Raw genomic sequence first — 17,160 nt, forward strand, 5'->3', positions numbered from 1 at the left:
CTCGCGCCTATCCGCGTAGGGCTATCCGCGTAGGGCTATCCGCGTAGGGGCGGCTCTTCCCCACGGCGTAAGCGGCGAATATTGAGGCCATGGCGGGCCAATACGAGCAGGCTAAAGCCCCCTACAACGCTGACGTAGCCGGGGGCTAGCCAGAGGCACAGCAGCGGGGCCAGTAGCGCGCTAATAAGCGAGGCTGCCGCTGCGGTACGCAAACGCCATGCGAGTAGCGCCCAGCAAAGCGCCGTGATCAGCGCCACGCTGGGCACCAATACCAGCAACACGCCAAACGCACTGGAGACCGACTTTCCACCACGGAAGCTAAACCAAATCGGGTAGCTGTGTCCCAGCAGCACAGCCAAGCCGACAAGCCCCTGCAGCCATACCGGCAGCGCCAGCAGCTTGGCGGCCAGCACTGCAGGCACCCCTTTTAACGCATCGAGCAGCAGCGTGGCCGCGGCGAGCCTTGGACCATACAGGCGGAGCACGTTCGAAAATCCTGGGTTGTAAGAGCCGCAAAACCGTGGATCCGTCACACCGGCCCACCGACATACACTCACTGCCGCCAGCCAACTGCCGCTTAAATAGCCGATCACTATCCATATCATGGCCTGCCCACCCTGGCATTAGCGGCCAACGCCGCTGCCTTACTGTCGTTTCTGGTCATCCTCAAGTACAATCGCCCGCTTGTTGACCCTGGGGAAGGCCTGTGGACCGCATTTTGATCGAAGCACTCACCGTAGACACCGTCATCGGTGTGTACGACTGGGAACGCACGATAACGCAATCGCTGAGCCTGGATCTATCGCTGGCAACGGATATTCGGCCAGCGGCCGCTACGGATGATTTACGCTTAACGCTTGATTATGCCGCGATATGCCAGCGAATCCAGCAGTTCGCCGACGAGCATCAGTTCGCCTTGGTAGAAACCTTCGCTGAACGTCTCGCCGCCTGCTTGCAACATGAATTCCCGATTAGCTGGCTGCGCATGACCGTCCGAAAGCCGGGCGCGGTGCCTCAAGCGGCAAGCGTTGGTCTTGAAATCACTCGCGGTACGCTGCCGGAGGCTACCAAGGACCCGAACTTATGAGCCTGGTAACTCTCAGTCTAGGCAGCAACATTGATCCCGACACGCATATTCGCCTCTGCCTGGATGCTCTAGAAGCTACGTTTGGCCGCCTACAGATATCGCGCATTTTTGAAAGCGAGCCCGTAGGTTTCAAGGACAGCCGCAACTTTTACAACTTAGTGGTGGCGTTTGATAGCGACTGGTCGGTGGGTGAGCTCCAGGCGTGGTCTAAGCAGCTTGAGATTGATCATGGCCGCACCCCCAACATGGCTAAATACAGCCCCCGTGCTCTGGATATCGACCTGCTGACCGTCGGCAGTGTCTGCGATACGATTGATGGCGTCGCCCTGCCCCGCGCGGAAATCACCCGCAATGCCTTTGTGCTCCAGCCACTCGCTGAACTGTTACCCAACGAGCGCCACCCCGCCTGCCAAACATCCTACGCTACACTCTGGAAGCGCTTCACATTAGGTGACCAGCGCCTGTGGGCGATTGATTTTCACTGGCGGGGCCGTTGGATTTCCCAAGCAGATCCGCAGCCTCGTGCGGCGATGCCGCGCTAGCGCGACTACCCCTCGCCTAACGCACCTGCCACCGCCCTCTGCCGATGCTGGCGCAGCGCTTCTCCTAATGCCGCTCCCCGATACCCCTCGCTCAGCAGCGCTTGCGGGCTTACCGCTTGCGCTGCCTGCCACGCAGCGCGCAGCACAGCTTGGCGCTCAGGTGCCAGACGACTAACAAGCGCCAGCTGCGCCGCTACCTGGGCAGGTTTACGCCAGCCATCCAGCCGCTCCAGCCAGTGCAACACTCGCTCGCCGTTTAACGGTTCATTGAGCAACGCTTTAGTCAGCGCGGTATGGCGAGCCAACTGCGCTACTGAGTTGGGCAGCCGCAGCCTGCTCGCTAGCGCGTCGCGCTGCTCATCACTAAGCACCGATACCAATAGCGCATAGCGCCAGTGGGCCAGCGCGGGTGACGAGGTCTCAGGCGCGCTGGCTAGCGCATCGAGGGCAGCAGTCAACGTCTCGCCCTCGGCAAGCTCAGGCCACCAAGTGGCAAGCGCCTGGCACTCGTTTAGCGTGGTGAAATATTGTTCAGGATTGGGTTCACCCAATGCTTTCTCGGTTTCTATCCACACCCGCTCTGCGGCTAAGTGGCCAAGCTCACCGCTTTGGCTCACTTCACGCATCAGCGTGTGGGTATCTGGGGCAATGGTAAAACCCAAGTGAGCATAGCGGGCTAAAAAGCGCGCAGTACGCAGCACCCGCAGCGGGTCTTCGCTAAACGCAGGCGATACATGGCGCAGCAGGCGCTGCTCTATATCCTGCTGGCCGTGAAAGGGGTCTGTCAGTTGGCCGCCTGGCCCTTGGGCAATGGCATTGATCGTTAGGTCACGCCGGGAGAGATCCTCTTCCAGTGTTACATCGGGGCTGGCATACACCTCGAAACCACTGTAGCCATGGCCGGACTTACGCTCGGTGCGCGCCAGCGCATACTCTTCCGCGGTGTGCGGGTGCAAAAACACCGGAAAATCTCGGCCAACGGGTTTAAAGCCCCGCTGACGCATCGCTTCCGGTGTGGCACCCACCACCACCCAGTCGTGGTCCACTACTGGCCAGCCAAGCAGCGCATCCCGCACCGCGCCGCCTACCCGGTAAACGTCAAGCCCTTGGGTCAATGCATCCTGTTGAAACACTTAACGGCCTCCTTGCAGGCTCGGCACGCTAGTACGTTCACCGGTGTCCAGGTTCATCGCGGTGAGCGAGCCACCCCACACGCAGCCGGTATCTAGCCCTTGAACGTTGATCTTCGCATTCGGCGTGCGCCCTTCCAGTGCCGCCCAGTGGCCAAACAGAATGTGCAGATCATCCTGACGAGCAAATTGAAACCAGGGGGCAAAGCCTGCCGGTGCGCTATCGAGCCCCTCCTTGGCGGCAAAATCGAGGCGCTCCTGCGCATCAATGAAGCGCATGCGGGTAAACACGTTAACGATGCAGCGCAGGCGATCCACGCCTTCCAAGTCCTCCCGGAAACGGTCAGGCTGATTACCAAACAACTGGGTCAGAAACGCACCCGCGCTTTCACTGTGTAGCGCCGCCTGCACTTCACCGCTCAGCGCCAGCGCCTGCTCAGCACTCCAGCTCGGCAACACTCCGGCGTGGGTCATTAACGTATTGCCTGCTTGAATCGCTAACGGCTGGCTCTGCAGCCAATCCAGCAGCGCTTCCCGCTGGGGCGAGGCGAGAATATCGTCCAGCGTATCGTTTTTCTTCAATCTGCCGCCCCCGCGGGCGACCACCAGCAGGTGAAAATCGTGGTTACCGAGCACACAGCGCACGGCACTGCCCAGCGCTTTAGCTTCCTGCAGGCAGGCAAGCGACCCTGGGCCACGGTTAATCAAATCCCCAACCAGCCAGAGCGTATCGTGGGTCGGGTTAAAGTCTATTGCTTCCAGCAGGCTAATAAATTCAACATGGCAGCCGTGCAGGTCGCCAATGACATAGATACTCATGGGCATTCCCGGCTAACAGAGTTCAGTGCAGTTGACGGGGCACCGCTAGACGAAAAGGCGAAACGGGCACATCAAAAGCCCGCTGGGTATACGTATTAAGCAGGGTGTAGGCACCCTCCATCACACCGACCGGCGTTTGCAAAATCGCCCGGCTGGTATAACGAAAACGCTGGCCAGGGCCAATCAGCGGCTGCTGGCCCACCACGCCCTTGCCACGCACCTCTTGGCTGTCGCCGCTGCCCTGGGTGATTTTCCAGTAACGCGCCATTAGCTGTACGCTGTGCGGGCTTTGGTTATGAACCGTCACCGTGTAGCTAAACACGTAGCGGGATTCACTGTCGCTAGACTCTGCGTCACGAAACTCCGGCGTGACGCTCACCTCAATGTCTAAACCGCTCAAGCCTCATCACTCCCCTTAGTATCACCGTTAGCCACTGCGCTGGCCGCCTCATCGGCGGCTACTTGGTTGGCAATTGCCACGTACTCCGCCACGGTTAGAGTTTGCGGCCGCCGTGCAGGGTCAATGCCTAGCGCTTCCAACGTGTCGGCACTCACCCGCCCTTTCAGGTTATTCCGCAGGGTTTTACGCCGCTGGCCAAAGGCCAGCTTCACCAGCTCGAACAGCAGCGTCGGGTCATCGGCGGTGTGGGGCAGGTGTTCGTGGGGCGTTAAGCGCACAATCGCGGAATCTACCTTCGGACGCGGTACAAAGGCCTCCGGCGGTACGATGAACAGCTGGTCCACTTGGCAGTAGTACTGCGCCATCACCGAAAGGCGGCCCCAGTCGGTGCTGCCCGGCTCGGCAGCCAAGCGCTCCACCACCTCTTTTTGCAGCATAAAGTGCATATCGGCAATGGCATTGCCCATGGTCAGCAAATGCACGATCAAAGGCGTGGAGATGTTGTAAGGCAGGTTACCCACTACCCTCAGCGCCGGGCCATCGCCCTTCAGCTCGGCAAAATCGAACTTCAGCGCGTCGCCTTCGTGAATCACGAACTCGGGGTAGTTGAAAAACTGCACCCGTAGGCCAGGAATCAGGTCGCGGTCGAGTTCGATTACTTCCAGCTTGCCAGTCGCCTCTAACAGCGGCGCCGTCAGTGCCCCTTGCCCAGGGCCGATTTCAACGAGTCGGTCACCTTCACGTGGCCCAATGGCGCGGATGATACGAGAAATAATACCGAGATCCCGCAGAAAGTTTTGACCGAAACGTTTACGAGCGCGGTGCTGCTGAGGCACTTGAGACATCTAACAGTGTTCCTTGGAGGGTTGATTCATGGAGCGGCCAGGGTGCTGGCACGCTGGGCAGCAAGCCGCTGTGCAAGCGATAGCGCGACGCCCAGGCTGTTGGGGTCGGCAGTGCCGCGGCCCGCCAAATCCAGCGCGGTGCCGTGGTCCACTGAAGTACGTACCAGCGGTAGGCCGAGGGTAATATTCGCAGCTTGCCCAAAGCCTGCGTATTTTAGCACTGCCAAGCCCTGGTCGTGATACATCGCCAGCACCGCATCGACTCCGGCTAGGTGGCGTGGAGTGAACAGCGTATCGGCGGGCAGCGGCCCTTGGATATCCAACCCGTCGGCACGCAGCGCGTCGAGGGCCGGAATGATCGTGTCCAGCTCTTCGCGCCCCAAATGCCCTTCTTCCCCGGCATGGGGGTTGAGGCCGCACACCGCAATGCGCGGATTCAAGATGCCAAATTGGCGCCGCAGGTCAGCGGCCAGTAAGCGGCTAATCTGGGTGACCCGCTCGAACGTGATGGCATCGGCCACGTCACGCAGCGGCAGATGAGTCGTCACCAGCGCCACGCGCAAATCGCCGCTGCCTTGCCAAAGCGGGTTCTTGGCATGCAGCGCGGCATCGGTCGCCAGCAGCATCACCACCTCATCGACGCCACAGGCGTCGCGCAACCACTCGGTATGGCCGGTGAAGTGGGGAAAGCCCCCTTCGATGATGACCCCTTTATGCAGCGGCGCGGTGACCATTGCCGCAGCCTGCCCTGCTTGGCAGGCGTCTACGGCAATTTGCAGTGTCTCCAACACGTAGCGGGCATTGGCGGGATCGAGCACCCCAGGCGTGGCAGGCGCTCGCAGTGTGGCGGGCCACACCACCAAACGCCCTGGAGAGGATATATCCAAGCCACCCGGCGCGGCCTCGACGACCTCTACGGCCAGCCCGAGCAGCGCGGCGCGCTGGCGCAGCATCTGCGGGTCACCCACCGCCACCGTGTTGGCTAATTGCCCACGAGCGGCCAGCATCAGCGCAAGCTCTGGCCCGATGCCCGCAGGCTCACCGGTGGTCAACAGCAGCGGCCGCGTCATTAGAGACGAATATCCACGAAGGCCTGTTCACGGATTTCACGCTGCCAGGTTTGCAGCTCTTCGTTGGCACGACGCTGGAAAATCGCTTGGCGCACCTGCTCACGACGGCTCTCTTCGGTCACGTCCTGACGGCGACGCTCCAGCACTTCGATGACGTGATAGCCGAACTGCGAGCGCACAGGCTCGGAGAGCTGGTTCGGGCTGAGAGACGTCATGGCTTCTTCGAACGCAGGGACCGTTTGGCCAGGGCGCACCCAGCCCAGGTCGCCGCCGTTCATGGCGCTACCACGATCGTCGCTGTACTCACGGGCCACCGACGCGAAGTCTGCGCCCTGCTGTAAACGCTGGCGAGCCTCTTCTGCGCGGGCGCGGGCTTGGTTCTCGTTACGCGTAGGCGTCAGTTCCACCAGGATATGGCGGGCACGGGTCTCTTCGATAAAGGCTTGCCCCTGCTGCTGGCTTGGCTGCTGGCTCAAGAAACGCTCCACATCGCGATCGGAGACCGTGACGCGCTGACTGATCTGGCGCTGCTGTACTTGACGCATCAACATTTCACGGCGTACGTCTTCGCGCACGTCGGCCAGAGTAATGCCGTCGGCTTCTACCGCATCGGCAAACTGATCCAGCGTCATGTTGTTGGATTCGGCAATGCTGCGTAGCTGGCGGTTGAGTTCGGTGTCATCCACACTCAGATTGGCTCGGCGGGCCATTTGCAGCTGGATTTCATCCATGACCATACGCTCCAACACTTGCTGGGCCAGCTGGTTACGCGGCGGCAAATTGCCGCCCTGAGCCGCTGCTTGCTGCTCCACCTGGGCAATGCGGTCATCCAACTCGCTGCGCATGATGACGCCATCATTGACGACCGCGACGACGCTATCCAACTGCTGACGCTGGGCCGACTCGAAATTTTGCGCATGCACGGTCAGCGGAACCAGCGCCGCACCCGTGCTCAGGCAGAGCACCATCAGGCTGCCTGCGGACAGCTGGGTGGCTCGTTTCTTCAGCGCGCAGCTCAGCAAGGTCTTTCTGATCATCATAAAAAGTCTCTTTCAGTCGCTATTTTAAAGTGGTCGTTCATAAGGGCGTGGGACGGTAGCCAGGAATCGCCTGCTCAAAGTAGCCGTCGGCCTCTTGACCCACGCCACCTAGACCACGAAACACAAAGCGCAAAAATAGCCCGCGGTCGTTGAAGTCATCGCCAACCCGCGCCGTATCGTTATCGTCGATCCATTCACGCCATACCAGCTGTACGCCATAGCAGCAGTCGTTCCACTGCAGGCCCGCGAGCTGTTCCAGGGGACGGTTGTTGGTTTGATCGTGCAGGTAGCGGCCAATCAAATCAATCCTTGGGTTCGCTTTCCACGCCAGCGAAAGATCCCACTCTTCGCGACTGTAGTCACGGAAGCCATAGTCGCCGGGTATCACGCTCGGATCGAACCCTTCGATCTCCCAACGGTAGCCAAGGTTCACTACGTGCCCTTCCGGGTGGCGATAGCGTACATCCACACTGGAGCGCTCGGTCTGTTCACGCTCGTCATCGTAGAGCCATTCGTAGCCGGTACTCCAGCGATCCGATATTTGCCAATCCAGGCGAGTGACCAGCGGAGAGCGGTCACGGGTGGCCTGATAGCGGCTTTCCGGATTCACGGAAGGGTCTTCGCTGGGGCGCGGCGGCAGCGTGTCCGGGTCGCCTTCGCTATCGATGCGCCGCTCGGAGAAGTAGTAGCTTTGACCGACGCCGAAGGTGAGTCGGTCCCGACCAGCGCTATCTTCGATCAAGCGTGACTGTACGCCCAACGAGACGCGATTCAGATCACCGACCCGGTCAGCCCCCGAGAAGCGGTGCGGGGACCAGAGCTGATCCCAGGAGAATACCCGTTCACGGCTATCGAAGTACGGCAGCTGGGTCTGGTCGGTACGCGGCACGTAGGCATAGTTAACGCGGGGTTCAAGCGTCTGGCGATAACCGCGCCCGCCTAGCTCAAGCTCACGCTCAAATACCAGGCCGCTGTCGATGGAAGTGATCGCCACGCTGCGCGTCGGTGAGGTCGTGCGATCGGTCACGCGGTCGCCATAATCCAATTCGTACGCGGTGTGCCAAAGCTCGGTGCGTGGCTCGATATAGCCCCAGGGCTGCTCATAGCGCCAGCCCACCGCAGGCGTCAGGTGAAGGCGCGAACCGATGGCCGCCTCGCGCTCCGGAACTCGCCGCTCATCCACGTCGCGCCAGAAGTAGGTCGCGTTCGAGCGCCACTGGGTATACAGGCCGTTGTCTAGCTGCCAGTTGGCATTGGCGGTCAAACTCGGCAGGCGGTAGAACGGACGGTCGGTATCGCTGAGCGGGTCTTCCAAACGTTGGAAGCCCTGGGCGCGGGCGTCTAACTGCCAGCGCTCGCCGCGATAATCGACCTGGGCAAGGCGCTCCATACTGACGCGGTCGCTGTTGCCGAACTCGCCGCCAAAGTCGTCGAAATAGCGCCCGTCGCTGGCGGCGCCGTAACGGAGCCGGTAATCACTGCGGGGCGTTAACGTGCCCGCGTGCTGGGCATCAATGTACCAGCGGTCGTCGCCTTCAAAGCGGTTGTCACCTCTATTGGTGCCGCCGTCGCTATCGAGATAACCGCCCTCGACCAAGCCTTGGCTCTCTTCCAGCAGGTAGCGGTACTCGCCGTTGAGCAGCAGTCCTCGGTCAGACATCCAGCGCGGGGTAATGGTGGCATCCTGGTTCGGTGCAATGTTCCAGTAGAAAGGCTGGGTATAATCAAAGCCATCGCTTGAGAAGCTCACTGACGGCGAGAGCAGCCCGGTATGGCGGCGGTCATCAATGGGGAAGCGCAGCCACGGCCAGTAAAATACCGGCACATCTTTAACTTCCAGGCGCGCATGGCGGGCAGTGCCAAACCCCGAGGCTTGATCGAGGCGAATATCACTACCTACCAACTGCCAGCTATTGGCGCCGGGGTCACAGGTGGTAAACGTGGCCTCCTGAAGGCGGTACTGATTTTCGCCGGTCTGCTCTAGCTGGCTGGCCTGGCCGCGCAGGTGCTGGTCGTAGAGCACATAGTGGCTGTTACGCAGCGAGGCGCGGTCTTCGTTCAGCATGAGGGTGGCTTGCTCGCCACGCACCAGGGCTTGTCCATCGCGGATAGCCAGGTTGCCCTCAGCATCCACCTGCTGACGGTCTGCGGGTAGAAAGACGCGCTCTGCCTGCAGTTCGGTATCGCCCCGGCGTAGTACCACGTCGCCACGCAGCAGGGCTTCACCGTCTGCGGCGTAATCCACTTCCCGGGTTTCTACCGAGAGCGTTTCCGGGTTCTCTTCCGCTGGCAAGCGGTAGGCGGGCATCACATAGCGCCCCCGACATAGCTGTTGCGGCGCTTCGTCTTGGCTCCAGGCCTGCCAGTCCAGCGCTTCTGCGGGCAGGGTTTGGTCCTGCGCCACCGCTGAAAACGAGGCGCCAGCGAGCAAACTGCCCAGCAGCGTATGCGCAACCGGTACGGTGCGCGAGATTCGCTTGCCCATGTTCGTTATCCTTGGCATCCAGAATCGGTATTATACAGCCCGCATGATGCCCGACCAGCAAGGAGCTTGCATGTCCTCTTCTCGGATTGACGCCCTCACTCAGTGGGCGGCGCAACACCACGGCCTTGATAGCGCCACTATTCGCCTCTCTGCTGCGGGCGGTGACGCCAGTTTTAGGCGCTATTTTCGACTAACGCTACCGGATGGCAACACCCAAGTGGTGATGGATGCACCCCCGGCACAGGAGGACTCGGCGCCGCTTGTGGCTATCGGCCAGCGCTGGCACGCCGCCGGGCTGCCTGTGCCTTACATTCACGCCAGCGACTTAGACGCTGGTTTTTTGCTGCTTGATGACTTGGGCGACACACCGCTGCAGGCTACCTTCACCGATCCAGCACGCACAGAGCAGAGCCATTTAGACGCACTCGCTCTCATTGCCCAGTTGCAAAACCGCACTAACCCGGCCGCCCTGCCTGATTACGATGCCGCCCTGCTTGGCCGGGAGCTGGACCTATTTCCCGAGTGGTGCCTGGGGCGCTGGCTGTCGCTATCAGTTCCCGATAGCTGGGAGGCAGTACGCGATAAATTGATAGAGCATGCATTAGCGCAGCCGGTGGTGAGCGTCCACCGCGATTTCGATGCCATGAACCTGATGCTGCACGATCAAACGCTTTACATGATCGACTTCCAGGACGCCGTGGCAGGCCCGCTCAGCTACGACGTTATTTCGCTACTGCGGGGCCGCTACTGCCGTTTTAGCGCTGACCAGTTTGCCTCCTTCGTCGGCGCTTTCTATCAGCAGGCGCGGCAAGAGGGTCGCCTGACCCGCTCGGTCAGCGAGGAAACTTTTTTAGCGCAGTGCCACGCCATGGCCGCACAGCGCTCGCTGAAAGTGCTGGGCATCTTTTGTCGGTTGACGCTGCGCGACAGCAAAGAAGGCTATTTAGCCCGCCTGCCCCACTTTTTGGCGCACCTGGAAGATAGCCTAGCGGCCCTACCCCAACACCGCGAGTTTGCCGACTGGGTAACGGGCGTGCTGCGCCCGGCGATCATGCAGCGCCTGGAAGAGGACGCGCCATGAAGGCGATGATTTTGGCGGCAGGCCTGGGCAAACGGATGCGCCCGCTCACCGACCACTGCCCTAAACCATTGCTGCCCGTGGCGGGCAAACCGCTGATCGTGCACCACTTGGAGCGTTTAAAGCGTGCAGGCATTAATGAAGTGGTCATTAACGTGAGCTACCGTGCCGAGCAAATTATCTCTGCACTGGGCGATGGCTCGGCCTACCAAATGCGCATTCACTGGAGCCAGGAGGCTAGCCCGCTTGAGACCGGCGGTGGTATTCAACAGGCACTACCGCTGCTGGGCGATGCGCCGTTCTTACTGGTCAATGGTGATGTGTGGTGTGACTACCTACCGAGTGCTTCCACGCTGGCAGCAGGTGATTTGGCGCATCTGGTATTGGTGGATAACCCTGCCCATCACCCTGAAGGCGATTTTTCACTTCGCCAGGGGCGCGTTTCACCACACGGGGAGGCTCGCTTCACCTTTGCAGGCATCAGTTTGATACGCCCTGAACTGGTCGCCTTTGAACCTGCCGGCGCCTTCGCCCTGGCCCCACTGCTGAAACGGGCCATGGCAGAGCACCGCGTTAGCGGCGAGCACTTTGCGGGCCACTGGGTTGATGTGGGAACCCCCGAGCGACTAGCCGAGCTTGATAGGCACCTTCAATCAGCCTGATACCAACTGGCAGCGCACGATGAAGCCGTGCGTTGCCTTCTAGAAATGTTATGCTGCGCGACTTACCTTTCGTCGCCAAGATGAGGAGAGCAACGTGAAAGCACGGGTAAAATGGACCGATGGCCGCCAGTTTGTAGCGGAATCCGGTAGCGGACACAGCGTTGTGATTGATGGCCCACCCGACCACGGCGGTCGCAACACCGGCCCTCGGCCGATGGAAATGCTGTTGATGGGCATGGGCAGTTGCACCGCCTTTGATATCTTGAACATTCTTGATAAGGCCCGCGCAGAGGTCACCGACTGCGTTGCCGAGCTGGACGCCGAGCGCGCCGATGAAGTGCCGTCCGTGTTCACCAAGATCCACGTCCACTTTGTGGTCACTGGTCGTGGCTTAAAAGAGAAGCAGGTTCAGCGGGCTGTGGAGCTATCGGCAGAGAAATACTGCAGCGCTTCTATCATGCTGGTCAAAGGCGGCGTTGAGATCACTCACTCCTATGAGATCCGCGAAGCTTGAGCCGTCATGGGTCGGCTGGCCACGCGGGTGACGCTGCAGCATCAAAAAAATGGCGTGACTGGATGCAAGCCACGCCCTGGGCGGGCATAATACGCCCGCTTGTTTTTCCCTTTACTGCGTAGTGCGGGGTCGTCTTCACGGCGGCTGCGTTAGCACGGTGACAAGTGTTTATCGGTTCCGGCGCTGGCTCGTCGGGGTGTCCTCATCTGCCATAGGGAGGTTCGGAAGTGTCAGATAATCTCCGACTCCACGGGTTCAACAACCTGACCAGCTCTTTGAGCTTCAATATTTACGACATCTGTTACGCCAAAACCGAAGAGCAGCGTGCGGCTTATATCGACTATATCGATGAGCTTTACAACGCCGAACGTTTGACGCAGATCCTGAAAGACGTCACCAACATCATTGGCGCTCATGTACTGAACATCTCGCGTCAGGATTATGAGCCGCATGGCGCGAGTGTGACCATCCTGATCGCCGAACACGAGCTGGATGAGCCAACCGCAGGGCAAATCGAACCAGGCCCAGGCCCGCTACCGGAAACCGTGGTGGCCCACCTGGATAAGAGCCATGTGACGGTACACAGCTACCCGGAGTCGCACCCTGACAACGGCATCAGCACCTTCCGTCTGGATATCGATGTCTCGACCTGTGGGCATATCAGCCCGCTGAAAGCGCTGAACTACCTGATCCATAGTTTTGATTCCGATATCGTGACCATGGATTACCGCGTGCGCGGCTTTACGCGGGATGTGGATGGCAAAAAGCTGTTTATTGACCACGACATCACCTCGATCCAGGACTACTTGGCGGAAGACACCAAGCAGGCCTATCAGATGATCGACGTGAACGTGTATCAGGAAAACATGTTCCACACCAAGATGCTGCTCAAGGACTTCGAGCTGGATAACTACCTGTTCGGCACGTCGCGCCGCGACATCACCTTCGAAGAAGCGCGGGATATCGAAAGCCGCCTACGTAAAGAGATGCTGGAGATCTTCTACTCCCGTAATCTCGATTAAGGCGTTGCCTTAAGCAAGCTATGAAGCCACCGAAAAGCTGCCCGCGGGCAGCTTTTTTTATGCGCTTTGTTGATACGGCTAGTAAAAACCTGCCTCGCCCTCAGGACGGGTTTTAAAGCGCCGATGCAGCCATAGATACTGCTCGGGATGTTTGCGTATCGCTCGCTCGATGAAGGCATTTACCCGCGTAGCATCGGCCAGTTCATCGCCGCAGGGGAAATCCTCGAACGCCGGCAAACACTCAATGGTGTAGGTGCGATTATCCGGATTACGGTGGAACATCAGCGGAACGACGGGGGCGCCCGTCATGCGGGCAATTTTGGCCGTAAGACGAATCGTCGCCGCTTGCTGACCAAATAGCGGCGCAAAGACGCTCACATCGCGGCCGAAATCCTGATCCGGTGAGTACCACACGATGTGCCCCGCTTTGATGCGGCGCACCACGCCGCGCAGGTCATGGCGATCAATGGCTTGGCCAAAGATGCGTGAACGTGCTCGGGTCATGAATCGCTCGAACAGCGGGTTGTTATGGGGGCGGTAAACCACATCTGCCGGGAAGAACAGCGAGTGCAACGCCCCGCCTAAGTCCAGCGTCGAAAAGTGGATACCCACCACCAGCACGCCTTTGCCCTGGGCTTTAGCGCGTGCAAGGTGCTCTTGGCCGTGATAGGCCACTCGATGACGCAGCCCTTCGGCATCACGACACCAGCCAGTTGCGGTTTCGACCAAACCGATCCCGTTGGCAATGAATGTCTCTTTGACCAGTTGGCGCTGCTCGTCGGCGCTTTTTTCTGGAAAGCAGAGCGCGATGTTCGTGGCGGTGATGTGCCGACGACGCTTCACGAAGCGCCACGCCAGCAGGCCAATCGCTTTACCTACCCATAGCTTCAACCGCCAGGGGAGCCACGCGGCCACATACATTAGGCCAATCGCCAGCCATGTCGGCCAGTAGCGAGGGTGCGCAAAGGAGCGCGGATAAGACGCTTTTGACATACAGATAACCGTTTAAACGTGAGCCCCATGATAGCGCCGAGGAGCCCTGGGAAGCACACCGGTCAGCAGCGTATAGCTGATGGTATCGCAGTAGCGGGCCACCTCGTCCACCGGCAGCACACTGCCATTGCTAGCAGCTCCCCATAGCACCACTTCACTGCCAATCGCAGCATCAGGCACGTCGGTAACGTCCACCGTCAGCATATCCATCGAGACCTTACCGGCAATGGGGCAGCGCTGCCCATTGACTAGCACCGGCGTGCCGTCGACCGCGTGGCGATCATAGCCATCGCCATAACCTGCGGCGACTACGGCAATTTTAGAGGGTCTCTTGGCCTTCCAGCGGCCGCTATAGCCCACCTGATCCCCCTCCGCCAACTCGCGCAACGCAATAATTTCTGAGCGTAATGTCATCACCGGGCGTAGCTGCTGGGTGATCTCGTTGGGCACTTCCAGCGGGTCGCTGCCATAGAGCATCACGCCGGGGCGATTCCAGTCGCCATGTGCGGCAGGCCATGCCAGCGTCGCCGGGGAGTTGGCCAGACACAGCGGTGCCTTCAGCTTGGCAGCCAGCGCTTTTAGCGTATTCATCTGGCGGTTGAAGTAGCTAGGATCTTTCGCATCGGCGGTGGCAAAGTGGCTCATCAGATGCAGCGCCGTTACCTGCGGCGCATCCACCAAACGCTGCCAAACACTGGTCGCTTCCTCCGGCGAGAACCCCAAACGGTGCATCCCCGAATCCACCTTTAACCAAACAGGAATAGGCTGCCGTGGCGAATACGCCAGCAGCGCTTCGACCTGCCACGCACTGTGCACACTGATCCATAAACGGTGCTGATCGACCAGCGCCAGCTCATCGGCACTGAAAATACCCTCTAGCAGCACAATGGGCGCTTTGATGCCTCCTTCGCGCAGGCTCAGCGCCTCTTCGATGCAGGCCACTGCAAATGCCGGAACGTCAGTTTCTAAGGCACGGGCACAAGCCAGTGCACCGTGGCCGTAGGCATCGGCTTTAATGACGGCAACTGAGCGACTTTGCGGGGCGCAGCGGCACGCCAGTTGATAGTTGTGACGCAGCGCGTCCAAATCAATATGGGCCACTAACGGGCGCATGGCTCTCTCACTTACTAGGTCACTGACCGGCGTACTTGCCGGACTGAGCGGAGTCACTCAGTAATGTATGAATGAAAATGGTTCGCCCTAAAAACAGCGCACCGAGCAGATAACTCGGTGCGCTATTTAATACTTCCGTTGGGCTTGTCGGAAGCAGCTGGTTTAACTCTCGACCCGGAATTAACTCTCGAAAATCGCGTCGAGGGAAAGCCCCTGTTTTTCCAGGGAGCGGCGCAGCTTCTTTAACGCTTCTACCTGAATTTGTCGAACGCGCTCCCGCGTTAGGCCAATCTCGGCACCCACTTCTTCCAGCGTTGCTGCCTCGTGACCGCGTAAACCGAAACGGCGTACCACGACTTCGCGCTGTTTTTCGCTTAGCTCATCCAGCCAGTGGTCTACGTGTTCGCGCACGTCGCCATCCACCAAGCACGCTTCCGGCCCCAGCACCTCATCGTCGGTGAGCGTATCAATCAGCGGCTTATCGCTGTCGCCGCCCATGGGAGAATCCACCGACGACACCCGCTCGTTAAGCCCCAGCATTTTCTTAACTGTCTCGACCGGTTTATCAAGATGCTCAGCGATCTCTTCGGCGGTAGCTTCGTGATCCAGCTTTTGAGTCAGCTCACGGGCAGCACGCAGATAAATGTTGAGCTCTTTCACCACGTGAATCGGCAGACGAATAGTACGCGTCTGGTTCATCAGCGCACGCTCTATCGTTTGGCGAATCCACCACGTGGCGTAAGTAGAGAAGCGGAAGCCCCGTTCGGGGTCAAACTTCTCCACCGCCCGAATCAAACCAAGATTACCTTCCTCGATTAAATCGAGCAGCGTTAAGCCTCGGTTCAGGTAGCGCCTGGCAATCTTGACCACTAGGCGCAGGTTAGACTCAATCATCCTTGAGCGGCCAAGCGCATCGCCTTTACGCGCTAGGCGGCCATAGTACACTTCTTCTTCCGGCGTCAGCAGCGGAGAAAAGCCAATTTCGTTAAGGTAGATCTGTGTCGCATCCAAGCTTTGAGTCGATTGACGGTCTTCACGGCCCAGCGCTTTTTCAAACGCCTCCTCCTCTGCCGTGGCGTCGTCGTCAGCGTCATCTAACGCCTCTTCAACCTCATCCAGGTCAATCTCCTGTAGGTCCTTCTCCAGCATACTCATGTTCATACCCCCGTTGTCTCGCCTAACCGCCATTTAGAAAAGTAAGGGTGGTCGCACTCCCTGTGCGCATACACCTTATTGTTATATGACGCTCTAATTCAGCTATGCGGGTTGCCCTAGCAGGCTTGACACGTTACACCTGCTAGGTAATGACTAGCGCGATGGCAGATAGTCCAACGGATTTTGCGGCTGACCATCGCGGCGCACCTCAAAATGCAGTTTGACGGCATCTGCATCGCTATCGCCCATCGTGGCAATCACTTCACCTGCCTCGACGACATCATTCTCTTTGACGCTTAAACTATCATTATGTGCATACGCGCTGAGAAACTGATCGTTATGTTTCAGTAGTATTAGGTTACCGTAGCCACGTACACCGCTACCGGCATAGACCACAATACCAGGGCCTGCTGCACGAATAGGTTGCCCCTTTTGCCCAGCGATATCAATCCCTGCTGTAATGCTGCCTCCCTGCCCAAACTCACCGATGACCTGACCATCGGTTGGCCATTGCCAATCGATGTTTTCGGCAGGCGTAAAGGTACGCGACGAGCGATCGGTGCGGACGGTTTGAGTGGGCTGAGCGGCAGGTTCCGGCTCAGCGGCAGGTTCCGGCTCTGGCTCTGGGGTCGGTTCAGGCGTGGGCGCTGGCTCCTGCGCGGGCTGGGCTGGCGGCTGTTGATTAGTGGATTCAACCGGGGCATTAGCAGCGGCAGCTACCTGCTGGGATGCTTCCACCGCCGTGCGCTCAGCCCGCTCGGCGGTTAGGCGCTGGTTGCGCTCGATGGCACTCTCGTCCGGCAGCAGCCAGTCGAGCTCCTGGTCATTGCTTGCCACGGCAGTGGCTTGTGGTTGCAGCCCCGTAGCAACGGCACCGCTGGTCGAAGCGGGTGACGCGTTGCTGCCAGACGAAGTCGACATACCTCCCGCTCCTTCACGCAAAGCGATGGTTTGACCAGGATAAATTTGGTAAGGCGCATCGATATTGTTGATGGCGGCGAGCTGGCGATAGTCCAGATTGTGCTGCCACGCGATGCCATAGAGCGTATCGCCTGCTTTAACGGTGTACTGTGGTGAGTTTTCCACCGCACGGCGTGCGTCGCTCAAATCGCGCACCTGGGGAGTGTTGGACTGCTGACTGGCACAGCCACTCACCGCCAGTGCAAGCACCGTCATCATAAAAACCTTACGCATGGAAACCCTAC

18 protein-coding genes are annotated in these 17,160 nt (G+C 59.4%); 6 read left to right on the forward strand and 12 right to left on the reverse strand.

The window, feature by feature from the left end:
• Window positions 1–35 precede the first annotated feature (35 nt).
• Window positions 36–605 (reverse strand): glycerol-3-phosphate 1-O-acyltransferase PlsY, encoded by a 570-nt coding sequence (gene plsY / locus L1249_RS08155; protein ID WP_044629666.1) that lies wholly within the window; start codon window positions 603–605, stop codon window positions 36–38.
• 101 nt (window positions 606–706) lie between these two features.
• Between plsY and folB the strand changes: the two genes are divergently transcribed.
• Together folB and folK are read left to right on the forward strand one after the other, a co-directional pair.
• The gene (folB, locus tag L1249_RS08160; RefSeq protein WP_044629667.1) at window positions 707–1,087 is read left to right on the forward strand and encodes a dihydroneopterin aldolase; all 381 of its coding nucleotides are present in this window, start codon (window positions 707–709) and stop codon (window positions 1,085–1,087) included.
• Window positions 1,084–1,629, forward strand: a complete 546-nt coding sequence (folK, locus tag L1249_RS08165; RefSeq protein ID WP_044629668.1) for a 2-amino-4-hydroxy-6-hydroxymethyldihydropteridine diphosphokinase — start codon at window positions 1,084–1,086, stop codon at window positions 1,627–1,629. The genes folB and folK overlap by 4 nt, the downstream gene beginning before the upstream one ends.
• A gap of 5 nt (window positions 1,630–1,634) precedes the next feature.
• Here folK and L1249_RS08170 read toward each other — a convergent pair whose 3' ends face one another.
• From L1249_RS08170 to L1249_RS08200, 7 genes are read right to left on the reverse strand one after another with little or no spacing between them, the layout of a single operon-like run.
• A complete protein-coding gene (locus L1249_RS08170) occupies window positions 1,635–2,762 on the reverse strand; it encodes a polynucleotide adenylyltransferase (RefSeq protein WP_044629669.1) in 1,128 nt (375 codons plus the stop codon).
• Window positions 2,763–3,578 (reverse strand): symmetrical bis(5'-nucleosyl)-tetraphosphatase, encoded by an 816-nt coding sequence (locus L1249_RS08175; RefSeq protein ID WP_044629670.1) that lies wholly within the window; start codon window positions 3,576–3,578, stop codon window positions 2,763–2,765.
• A 22-nt stretch (window positions 3,579–3,600) separates the two neighbouring features.
• A complete protein-coding gene (gene apaG, locus L1249_RS08180; protein WP_044629671.1) occupies window positions 3,601–3,978 on the reverse strand; it encodes a Co2+/Mg2+ efflux protein ApaG in 378 nt (125 codons plus the stop codon).
• Window positions 3,975–4,823, reverse strand: coding sequence for a 16S rRNA (adenine(1518)-N(6)/adenine(1519)-N(6))-dimethyltransferase RsmA (rsmA, locus tag L1249_RS08185; RefSeq protein ID WP_044629672.1), 849 nt, complete (start codon window positions 4,821–4,823; stop codon window positions 3,975–3,977). Before rsmA ends, apaG begins: the two co-directional genes overlap by 4 nt.
• 26 nt (window positions 4,824–4,849) lie before the next feature.
• A complete protein-coding gene (gene pdxA, locus L1249_RS08190; RefSeq protein WP_058577497.1) occupies window positions 4,850–5,893 on the reverse strand; it encodes a 4-hydroxythreonine-4-phosphate dehydrogenase PdxA in 1,044 nt (347 codons plus the stop codon).
• Window positions 5,893–6,933, reverse strand: coding sequence for a peptidylprolyl isomerase (locus L1249_RS08195; protein ID WP_054641172.1), 1,041 nt, complete (start codon window positions 6,931–6,933; stop codon window positions 5,893–5,895). The genes pdxA and L1249_RS08195 overlap by 1 nt, the downstream gene beginning before the upstream one ends.
• Window positions 6,934–6,970: 37 nt before the next feature.
• Window positions 6,971–9,418, reverse strand: coding sequence for an LPS-assembly protein LptD (locus L1249_RS08200; RefSeq protein WP_058577496.1), 2,448 nt, complete (start codon window positions 9,416–9,418; stop codon window positions 6,971–6,973).
• Between the two features lie 70 nt (window positions 9,419–9,488).
• On the opposite strand from L1249_RS08200, the gene L1249_RS08205 reads away from it, so the two are divergent.
• From L1249_RS08205 to speD, 4 genes are all read left to right on the forward strand, one after another.
• Window positions 9,489–10,499 (forward strand): aminoglycoside phosphotransferase family protein, encoded by a 1,011-nt coding sequence (locus L1249_RS08205; RefSeq protein WP_235253492.1) that lies wholly within the window; start codon window positions 9,489–9,491, stop codon window positions 10,497–10,499.
• Entirely contained in the window at window positions 10,496–11,158 is a 663-nt protein-coding gene (gene murU / locus L1249_RS08210; RefSeq protein ID WP_062361000.1) for an N-acetylmuramate alpha-1-phosphate uridylyltransferase MurU, read from the forward strand. The genes L1249_RS08205 and murU overlap by 4 nt, the downstream gene beginning before the upstream one ends.
• A 94-nt stretch (window positions 11,159–11,252) precedes the next feature.
• Entirely contained in the window at window positions 11,253–11,672 is a 420-nt protein-coding gene (locus tag L1249_RS08215) for an OsmC family protein (protein WP_054641169.1), read from the forward strand.
• 227 nt (window positions 11,673–11,899) lie between these two features.
• Entirely contained in the window at window positions 11,900–12,694 is a 795-nt protein-coding gene (gene speD, locus L1249_RS08220; RefSeq protein WP_062373986.1) for an adenosylmethionine decarboxylase, read from the forward strand.
• A gap of 78 nt (window positions 12,695–12,772) precedes the next feature.
• Here speD and lpxL read toward each other — a convergent pair whose 3' ends face one another.
• The 4 genes from lpxL to L1249_RS08240 all read right to left on the reverse strand — a co-directional run bounded on the left by lpxL (window position 12,773) and on the right by L1249_RS08240 (window position 17,149).
• Complete coding sequence (gene lpxL / locus L1249_RS08225) at window positions 12,773–13,687, reverse strand: LpxL/LpxP family Kdo(2)-lipid IV(A) lauroyl/palmitoleoyl acyltransferase (RefSeq protein ID WP_054641168.1); 915 nt, start codon at window positions 13,685–13,687, stop codon at window positions 12,773–12,775.
• Window positions 13,688–13,699: 12 nt separating this feature from the next.
• On the reverse strand, window positions 13,700–14,800 hold the full coding sequence (alr, locus tag L1249_RS08230; RefSeq protein ID WP_137093561.1) for an alanine racemase: 1,101 nt from the start codon (window positions 14,798–14,800) through the stop codon (window positions 13,700–13,702).
• Between the two features lie 180 nt (window positions 14,801–14,980).
• Window positions 14,981–15,955, reverse strand: a complete 975-nt coding sequence (gene rpoS / locus L1249_RS08235; RefSeq protein WP_044630278.1) for an RNA polymerase sigma factor RpoS — start codon at window positions 15,953–15,955, stop codon at window positions 14,981–14,983.
• Between the two features lie 153 nt (window positions 15,956–16,108).
• The gene (locus tag L1249_RS08240) at window positions 16,109–17,149 is read right to left on the reverse strand and encodes a peptidoglycan DD-metalloendopeptidase family protein (RefSeq protein WP_228168297.1); all 1,041 of its coding nucleotides are present in this window, start codon (window positions 17,147–17,149) and stop codon (window positions 16,109–16,111) included.
• Between the last annotated feature and the right edge of the window lie 11 nt (window positions 17,150–17,160).

Origin of the sequence: Halomonas sp. Cn5-12 (assembly GCF_021532545.1) — a bacterium.
Taxonomy (GTDB): Bacteria; Pseudomonadota; Gammaproteobacteria; order Pseudomonadales; family Halomonadaceae; genus Vreelandella; species Vreelandella aquamarina.